Genomic DNA, 6,744 nt, shown 5'->3' with positions numbered 1-6,744 from the left:
CTGTCGGGCAAAAGTGCCCGACCTACCGCTGCTGCGCTCAGCCGCCTGAAGCATTGATATAGCCGTCTGAAAAATCTACATTTTTCAGACGGCTTTTCATTTGCCCACAGCGCGCGGCGGACAGGCTGTTGTGTACTTTGTCTGCTTTGTCGTGCGGTTACGCGGCTGCGAAACCGCGCGGCGTTAGGCCGCCAGCAGGCGTTTGAGTTTTTTCAGTTCTGCCCAGGCTTGGGCTTTGAGCTGCGGCTGGCGCAGCAGGCGGGCGGGGTGGGGGATGATGAAATAGGGGGTGTCGCCGCACAATTGCTGCAGCGTTTTCGCCTGCTGCGGCGCTTCGAAAAACTGCCCTAAAAACAATACGGCGCGGGCGCGGGTGGCGGCCAATTCCTGCTGCATCTGCGGCAGGGCGGCGGCGATTTGGGCGGCATCGGGCGTGGGGGTGAATACGGGCGCGGATTTGACCCAGCAGGTTTTGTGCGCCTGTTGCGGCTGCAGGCCGACGGCGGCCAGCATATTGTCGAGCAGCGTGCCGACGCTGCCGCTGAAAAGCTGCCCGGCCAAGCCGTCTTCGGTGGCGGGGCAAATGCTGGCAACCATGATTTCAGACGGCCTGATGTCGGTATGCCAGCTGGTGTGCAGGCTTTCGGCTAAGGCCGCGCGTGCGCTGTCTGCGGCTTCTGCCTGCCGTGCGGCGGCTTGGGGCGTGGCGGCTTGGGCGGGGCTTTTTTTATGCGCGGCAGCAGCCTGCACGGCGGCCAGACGCGATGCAGTGGCTTCGGCTGCGGGTGCTGGTGCGGCGGCGGATTGGACGGCGCGGGCAACGGGCTTGAGCGCGGCTTCGGGCTTGAGCGCGGCTTCGGGCTGCGGCGCGGGGTTTGGCACCTGCTGCGGGCGGAACACGGCGTTTCGGTTCAGCCACATCGGGCCCAGCCCCAGGGCTTCGTGCAGGTGGAGGTAGCGGCTGCTTAACATGATTGCTCCATCAAAACGGCATCTTCGCGCCCGCCGTCGGGCAGGGTGTAATAGGCGGTGCGGCGGCCGCATGGTTGGAAACCGTATTTGCGGTACAGCGCCTGCGCGGCTTCGTTGCCGGCGCGTACTTCTAAAAACAGCCGGGTGCAGGCTTCATCGGCGGCGGCCTGCTGCCAGTATTCGAGCAGGCCGGAGGCGATGCCGCGGCGGCGGTATTCGGGCGCGGTGGCCAGCAGGTGCAGCTCCGATTCGCCGCACACGCTCTGCCAAACAATCAAGCCGCACAGGCCGTCTGAATATTCGGCCAGAAAAACGCGCTCGAAGCGGCCGTCTAAGGCGGCGGCAAACTGCGCGGCCGACCACGGCGACGGGTTGCAGCGGGCATCCAGTGCGGCCAGGGCGGCGCAGTCGGTAGCTTGGGCGGGGCGGATGTTCATCGCGGCGCTTTCTGTTCGGCCTGCTCTTTGGCCGTCAGGGCGACTTTGTCGCGCACATACAGCAGCTCGGCCTGCGCGGCGGGTGCAGCGGGATAGCGGCCGCTCAAGGCCAGCGTCAGATAATCGGCGGCAGTGGGCATATCGGCGCATCCGTCAAACGGCGGCTTGTCGGCCAGCGCAAAAGCGTTGCCGATGCCGTCTGAAAATGCCGCGCCGTCGGGCAGGGCGATGTCGGCCGCCGCGCCGACGCGGTAGGGGGTCAAGCGGCGGTGGGCGGCGGTGTCGAACCAGGCGTAAAACACTTCGTCCATGCGGGCATCGGTGGCGGCCAACACGCCGCTGCGGCCGGGGCGCAGGTAGGCGGCGGCGTCCAGGCAGGGAATGCCGACCAGCGGCGTGGCAAACGGCGCGGCCAACCCCTGCGCCACGCCGGTGCCGATACGCAGGCCGGTAAACGCGCCCGGCCCTTGGGCATAGACAATCGCGCCCAAATCGGCGGCGCCGACGCCCGCTTCGGCAAACAGGGCGCGGATATGCGGCAGAATCAGCGCAGATTGGCGCGTGCCCGCTTCGCTGTGGTGCAGCAGGGTTTGCCCGTCGGCGCGCAGGGCGAGGGACAGGCTGGATGTGCTGGTGTCGATGGCTAATATCGGTCGGTCGGTTTGAAAGGACATGGCGTTTTCTTTATATATTTTTCAGACGGCCTCAGCGCGTGTTCGGCCATATGCGGCAAAACCTGATTATAGCGGCTGGCACACCGCTGCGGGGAAATCCGCTGCGGGTATGCTCAGGCGGGCTGTTCAGACGGCTTTCGGGTATTGCGGCCGTCTGAAAACGGCGCGGCTCAGGCGGGCGGTGCGTAGTTGGTAATCAGCACTTCGGTGGACACGGATTGCCGCTCTTTGCGCTGGTAATTGCTGTTGGCATAGTTTTTGTCGAGAAAATGGCAGCGGTAGCCGCGTGCGCCCAGCCATTCGGCCAGCAGGGTGTTTTCCCGGTTTTTGGCCTGCAATACGTTGGACAGGGCGAATTTCAGGCCGTGCGCGTGGCAGCGGTCGAGAAAATCCAGCAAGTCCCGCTCGTCCTGCTCCGTCCAACCGCCTTGCTCGTTGTAGCCGGCCAGCGTAATCAGATAGGGCGGGTCGCAGTAAACCAGCGTGTCCGGCGGTAGGGCGGATAAATCGATGCGGCGGAAGTCGTCGGTGCGGAATACGGCGTCGATTTCGCCCAGGCGCGCGCAGAAGCGTTGGAGTTTTTCCTGCATGCGGACATTGAAATCGCGCTTGCCCACGGGCAGGTTGAATTCGCCTTGGCGGTTGAAGCGGATTTGGTTGTTGAAGGAAAAAATCACCAGCGCGTAAAGCAGCGCAGTGTCGCGGCTTTCGTTGTAGGCGCGGCGCAGTGCCAAAAAGGCTTCTTTGTTGCGGCTGCCCAAGCCTTTACTGCTGTCGCAACCGTAGTGGGCGTAGCCGTGGCGGGCGGAATCGCTCAGGCCGAAACGCTCGATGGCGGAAAACACGCCGGCGGCGATGTCGTCGGCGGGGTGCTGCCGCAGATAGTCGAGCAGCGCAATCAGCTCGGCGTTTTTATCGTTAAAGATGACTGTGTCTGCCCGGGCGTTGATGCCGACATTACCGCCGCCGCAGAATAAATCCAGAAAGCAGGCGGAGGGCGGCAAGAGCGGCATGATTTGGTTTAAGAGCTTGTATTTGCCGCCGATGTAGTTGAGCGGGCTGGCGATAAAAGACATGGCGGGTCGTTTCGTAAGGCAATAAAGGCATATTTTACGCGAAAACCGATTATGTGCGGAAATGCGCGGTCGGCTCAATCCAGCCATGCGGCCTGTGCGACAGGCGTATCCAATGCTTGGTTGTTCAAACGCTGCAAGGCCGTCTGAAAATCGCGGAAATCCACGGTTTCCGAACCGAAGCGGCGCAGGTGGTCGGTATCCTGCTGGCAGTCGATTAATTCGATGCCGCATCCGGCCAGATAGGGCACGGCGCGGGCGAAAGCGGTTTTGGAAGCGTCGGGCCGGCGGGCAAACATGGATTCGCCGTAAAACACGCGCCCGATTTGCACGCCGTAAAAGCCGCCGGCCAATATGTCCCCGTCCGGCGAGGGCAGCCAGCATTCAAAGGAATGCGCGTAGCCCAAGCGGTGTAGCGCGGTATAGGCCGTCTGAAATTCAGGCGCAATCCACGAGCCGTCCTGCCCGGGGCGCGGCACGGCGGCGCAGGCGGCAACCACGTCGGCAAAAGCGCGGTTGACGCTGACGCGGTAAGGCGTGCGGCGCAGGGTTTTGGCGAGCGAGCGGCCGATGTGCAGCTTTTCGGGGTGGAGCACGGTGCGCGGTGCGGTGGCAAACCAATAAATATAACCCTGATGGCTGTACCAAGGGAAAATGCCGGCGCGGTAGGCGGAAAGCAGCCGCTGCGTGTCCATATCGGCGCTGACGCCGACCAGGCCGTCGCATTCGGCCAACGCGTAGGCGGGGTCGGGAAAACGGTAGTCGCCGGGCGGCAGGAAGGGAATGTTCATAAAGGGCGGGAAAGAGGGTTAACTCATCGGGCGGTTGTGTTTGGGTGCAAACAGCTATGGCGCCGCCGATGCTGTCGATTTTTTATTGGAATTCACGATAATTTTACCATAGCGGGCGGCAGGCGGCTTTGTGCGGATAAGGCTTTCGGGTAGAATAAGGCTTTTGTTTACGGGCTGGGCGAATATGTCTGCACCTTCTTCCAAAATACCTTATCTGCTGCTGGCGGTTGCGGCGGTGGCGCTCGACCAAATCAGCAAGCTGGCGGTGCTGGCGACGTTTCGGGATTACGAACGCGTCAATATTATTCCGTCGTTTTTCGATTTGACGCTGGTGTACAACCCCGGCGCGGCGTTCAGCTTTCTGGCCGACCAGGGCGGCTGGCAGAAATATTTTTTCCTCGGCCTGGCCGTGGTCATCAGCGTGTATCTGTGGCGCTCGATTGCACGCGGTGATTTCGCACGCTGGGGCAAAATCGGCGCGGCCATGATTATCGGCGGCGCCATCGGCAATGTGATTGACCGCTTGGCTTACGGCCATGTGGTGGATTTTCTGCTGTTTTACTGGCAGGATTGGTATTACCCCGCCTTCAATATCGCCGACAGCTTTATCTGCGTGGGCGCGGTATTGCTGGTGATTGACGGTTTTACCCACAAAAAAGACGCGCAGGCGAAAAAGGCCGTCTGAAAACGGGCGGCTGCCGCTGCCATTTTCCGTACACACACTGAATCTGAATATGAACGAAAAAACCATCATTCTCGCCAATCCGCGCGGCTTCTGCGCGGGTGTGGACCGCGCCATCAGCATCGTCGAGCGCGCGCTGGAAGAATTCGGCGCGCCGATTTATGTGCGCCACGAAGTCGTACACAATAAATTTGTGGTGGATAACCTGCGCGACAAAGGCGCGGTATTCATTGAAGAGCTGTCGGAAGTGCCGCCCGGCGCCACGCTGGTGTATTCGGCGCACGGCGTCTCCAAGGCAGTGCAGGCCGAAGCCGCCGAGCGCGGGTTTCGCGTGTTCGACGCCACCTGCCCGCTGGTGACGAAAGTGCATAAAGAAGTCGCCCGCCTCAACGAGCAGGGCTACCAAATCATCATGATCGGCCATAAAGGCCATGTGGAAGTGGAAGGCACGATGGGGCAGCTGCCGCCGGGGCAGATGCTGCTGGTGGAAGTGGTGGAAGACGTGGCCGCGCTGCAAGTGAACAATCCCGACAAGCTGGCGTATGTGAGCCAAACCACGCTCTCGGTGGACGAAACCAAAGACATCATCGAAGCCCTGAACGCGCGTTTCCCCAATATCCGCAATCCGCACAAAGAAGACATCTGCTACGCCACCACCAACCGCCAAACTGCCGTGAAAGCGTTGGCGGAGGAGTGTGACATCGTGATTGTGGTCGGCTCGCCCAATTCGTCCAACAGCAACCGCCTGCGCGAAGTCGCCGCGCTGCGCGGCGTGGATGCCTATATGGTGGACAACGCGGGCTATCTGCAACAAGCGTGGTTTGCCGGCAAGCAGAAAGTCGGCGTGACCGCCGGTGCGTCTGCCCCAGAAGTATTGGTGCAGGAAGTGTTGCAGACCATTCAGGGCTGGGGACACGAAACCATACGCGAAGGTGCGGGTGTGGAAGAAAGCATTGTGTTTGTGCTGCCGAAAGAATTGCGCCGCGAGGGCGAAAACAAGCAGGAATTGAAAAAAGGCTGAGGCCGGTGAAATAAACGGTTTGCAGCAAAAAGGCCGTCTGAAAATCCGCACAGATTTTCAGACGGCTTTTTTTATCGTGTCGAACGTTTCATCCGCATCTTCAACGCACCGTCGGCCAGCATCACGCACAAGCCCGCCCAAATCAGCCCGTAGCTCCACAGCGCGCCCGCTTCGGGCTGCTCGCCCAGCCACAGCAGCGAAACGGCAAACAGCAAAACCGGCTCCAAATAGCTCAACATTCCGAACAGCGTGACCGGCAGCAGCGCGTTGGCCTGCAAATTCAAATACATCGCCACTGCGCTGTTGAGCCCCAGCAAGGCGACAAACCACCACAGCGATGGTTGCGCCGCCAGCAGCGTCAGGCTGTCGGATACCGTCAGCAGATAAACCAGCATACAGGGCGCGATAACGGCTAAATCCAGCAGCAGCCCGATTAAAGACGGCACGCCCGCTTTGCGCCGCAGCAGGTAATACACCGGATAAGTGCCGAACACCCACACCGTCGCCCACGAAAACGCCCCCGTGCGCCACAGCTCCGCCGCCACGCCCAAACAGGCCAGCCCGACCGCCGCTTTCTGCAGCGCGTTCAAACGGTCGCCGAACCACAGCCGCCCCGCCAGCATCATGGCCAGCGGAAACAGGAAATAGCCCATCGCCACGTTCAAACCTTCGCCGTTCACCGGCGCCCACATAAACAGCCACAGCTGGCTCGCCAGTATCGGCGTGGTCAGCCACACCGTCATCCGCAGCTTGCCGTCTGCCCGCATCGTGCGCAGAAAATTCCATACCTGCCGCCAACCGCCCGTCAGGCCGATCAGTCCGCACAAAGCCAGCAGCATGGAAACCATGCGCCAGGCGAAAATATCCGTGCCGCCCATAGGCTGCATCCAGCCGCCGTAGAGAAACAAAACGGCAAACAGGGCATTGGAAAGAACGGCGGCGGATACGCCTTTGGCGGTAGCGGACATTTCAGACGGCCTTTGCGGATAACTGAGATAACGGGATTATTTTAAAGAAAAGCGGTGAAATAATTTCTCATTTTTATACGATTAATGGTTTTTATTTTTCATAAAACAGCATTTTGTTTTATGATA

General features: G+C 60.7%; 8 protein-coding genes. 2 read left to right on the top strand and 6 right to left on the bottom strand.

All coding sequences use genetic code 11. The features are described 5' to 3' along the window. Positions 1–183 precede the first annotated feature (183 nt). The 5 genes from BDE01S_RS07105 to aat form a co-directional block, all read right to left on the bottom strand. The gene (locus tag BDE01S_RS07105) at positions 184–972 is read right to left on the bottom strand and encodes a uracil-DNA glycosylase family protein (RefSeq protein WP_066079366.1); all 789 of its coding nucleotides are present in this window, start codon (positions 970–972) and stop codon (positions 184–186) included. Beyond that, positions 966–1,409 carry a ribosomal protein S18-alanine N-acetyltransferase gene (gene rimI, locus BDE01S_RS07100; RefSeq protein WP_066079362.1) on the bottom strand — a complete coding sequence of 148 codons (444 nt, stop codon included), beginning with the start codon at positions 1,407–1,409 and terminating at the stop codon, positions 966–968. Before rimI ends, BDE01S_RS07105 begins: the two co-directional genes overlap by 7 nt. Next, complete coding sequence (tsaB, locus tag BDE01S_RS07095; RefSeq protein ID WP_066079359.1) at positions 1,406–2,083, bottom strand: tRNA (adenosine(37)-N6)-threonylcarbamoyltransferase complex dimerization subunit type 1 TsaB; 678 nt, start codon at positions 2,081–2,083, stop codon at positions 1,406–1,408. The genes rimI and tsaB overlap by 4 nt, the downstream gene beginning before the upstream one ends. Before the next feature lie 170 nt (positions 2,084–2,253). Then, a complete protein-coding gene (locus tag BDE01S_RS07090) occupies positions 2,254–3,159 on the bottom strand; it encodes a DNA adenine methylase (protein WP_066079357.1) in 906 nt (301 codons plus the stop codon). A 74-nt stretch (positions 3,160–3,233) separates the two neighbouring features. Further along, on the bottom strand, positions 3,234–3,947 hold the full coding sequence (gene aat / locus BDE01S_RS07085; RefSeq protein ID WP_066079352.1) for a leucyl/phenylalanyl-tRNA--protein transferase: 714 nt from the start codon (positions 3,945–3,947) through the stop codon (positions 3,234–3,236). 184 nt (positions 3,948–4,131) lie between these two features. Between aat and lspA the strand changes: the two genes are divergently transcribed. Both lspA and ispH read left to right on the top strand, forming a co-directional pair. Further along, a complete protein-coding gene (gene lspA / locus BDE01S_RS07080) occupies positions 4,132–4,632 on the top strand; it encodes a signal peptidase II (protein ID WP_066079349.1) in 501 nt (166 codons plus the stop codon). Positions 4,633–4,681: 49 nt separating this feature from the next. Beyond that, positions 4,682–5,650, top strand: coding sequence for a 4-hydroxy-3-methylbut-2-enyl diphosphate reductase (gene ispH, locus BDE01S_RS07075; protein ID WP_066079345.1), 969 nt, complete (start codon positions 4,682–4,684; stop codon positions 5,648–5,650). A gap of 71 nt (positions 5,651–5,721) precedes the next feature. Here ispH and rarD read toward each other — a convergent pair whose 3' ends face one another. Continuing rightward, positions 5,722–6,618, bottom strand: coding sequence for an EamA family transporter RarD (rarD, locus tag BDE01S_RS07070; RefSeq protein WP_066079342.1), 897 nt, complete (start codon positions 6,616–6,618; stop codon positions 5,722–5,724). Positions 6,619–6,744 lie beyond the last annotated feature (126 nt).

It is taken from the genome of Bergeriella denitrificans NBRC 102155 (genome assembly GCF_001592185.1).
Taxonomy (GTDB): domain Bacteria; phylum Pseudomonadota; class Gammaproteobacteria; order Burkholderiales; family Neisseriaceae; genus Neisseria; species Neisseria denitrificans.
The sequence above is the reverse complement of the archived record's forward strand: the minus strand, read 5'-3'. Positions and strand labels throughout refer to the sequence as shown.

What these genes read in the sequence shown, in the direction of transcription:
- lspA (WP_066079349.1), top strand. Translation starts at nt 4,132, where the DNA reads ATGTCTGCACCTTCTTCCAAAATACCTTATCTGCTGCTGGCGGTTGCG.
- aat (WP_066079352.1), bottom strand. Translation starts at nt 3,947, where the DNA reads ATGAACATTCCCTTCCTGCCGCCCGGCGACTACCGTTTTCCCGACCCC.
- rarD (WP_066079342.1), bottom strand. Translation starts at nt 6,618, where the DNA reads ATGTCCGCTACCGCCAAAGGCGTATCCGCCGCCGTTCTTTCCAATGCC.
- rimI (WP_066079362.1), bottom strand. Translation starts at nt 1,409, where the DNA reads ATGAACATCCGCCCCGCCCAAGCTACCGACTGCGCCGCCCTGGCCGCA.
- BDE01S_RS07105 (WP_066079366.1), bottom strand. Translation starts at nt 972, where the DNA reads ATGTTAAGCAGCCGCTACCTCCACCTGCACGAAGCCCTGGGGCTGGGC.
- ispH (WP_066079345.1), top strand. Translation starts at nt 4,682, where the DNA reads ATGAACGAAAAAACCATCATTCTCGCCAATCCGCGCGGCTTCTGCGCG.
- BDE01S_RS07090 (WP_066079357.1), bottom strand. Translation starts at nt 3,159, where the DNA reads ATGTCTTTTATCGCCAGCCCGCTCAACTACATCGGCGGCAAATACAAG.
- tsaB (WP_066079359.1), bottom strand. Translation starts at nt 2,083, where the DNA reads ATGTCCTTTCAAACCGACCGACCGATATTAGCCATCGACACCAGCACA.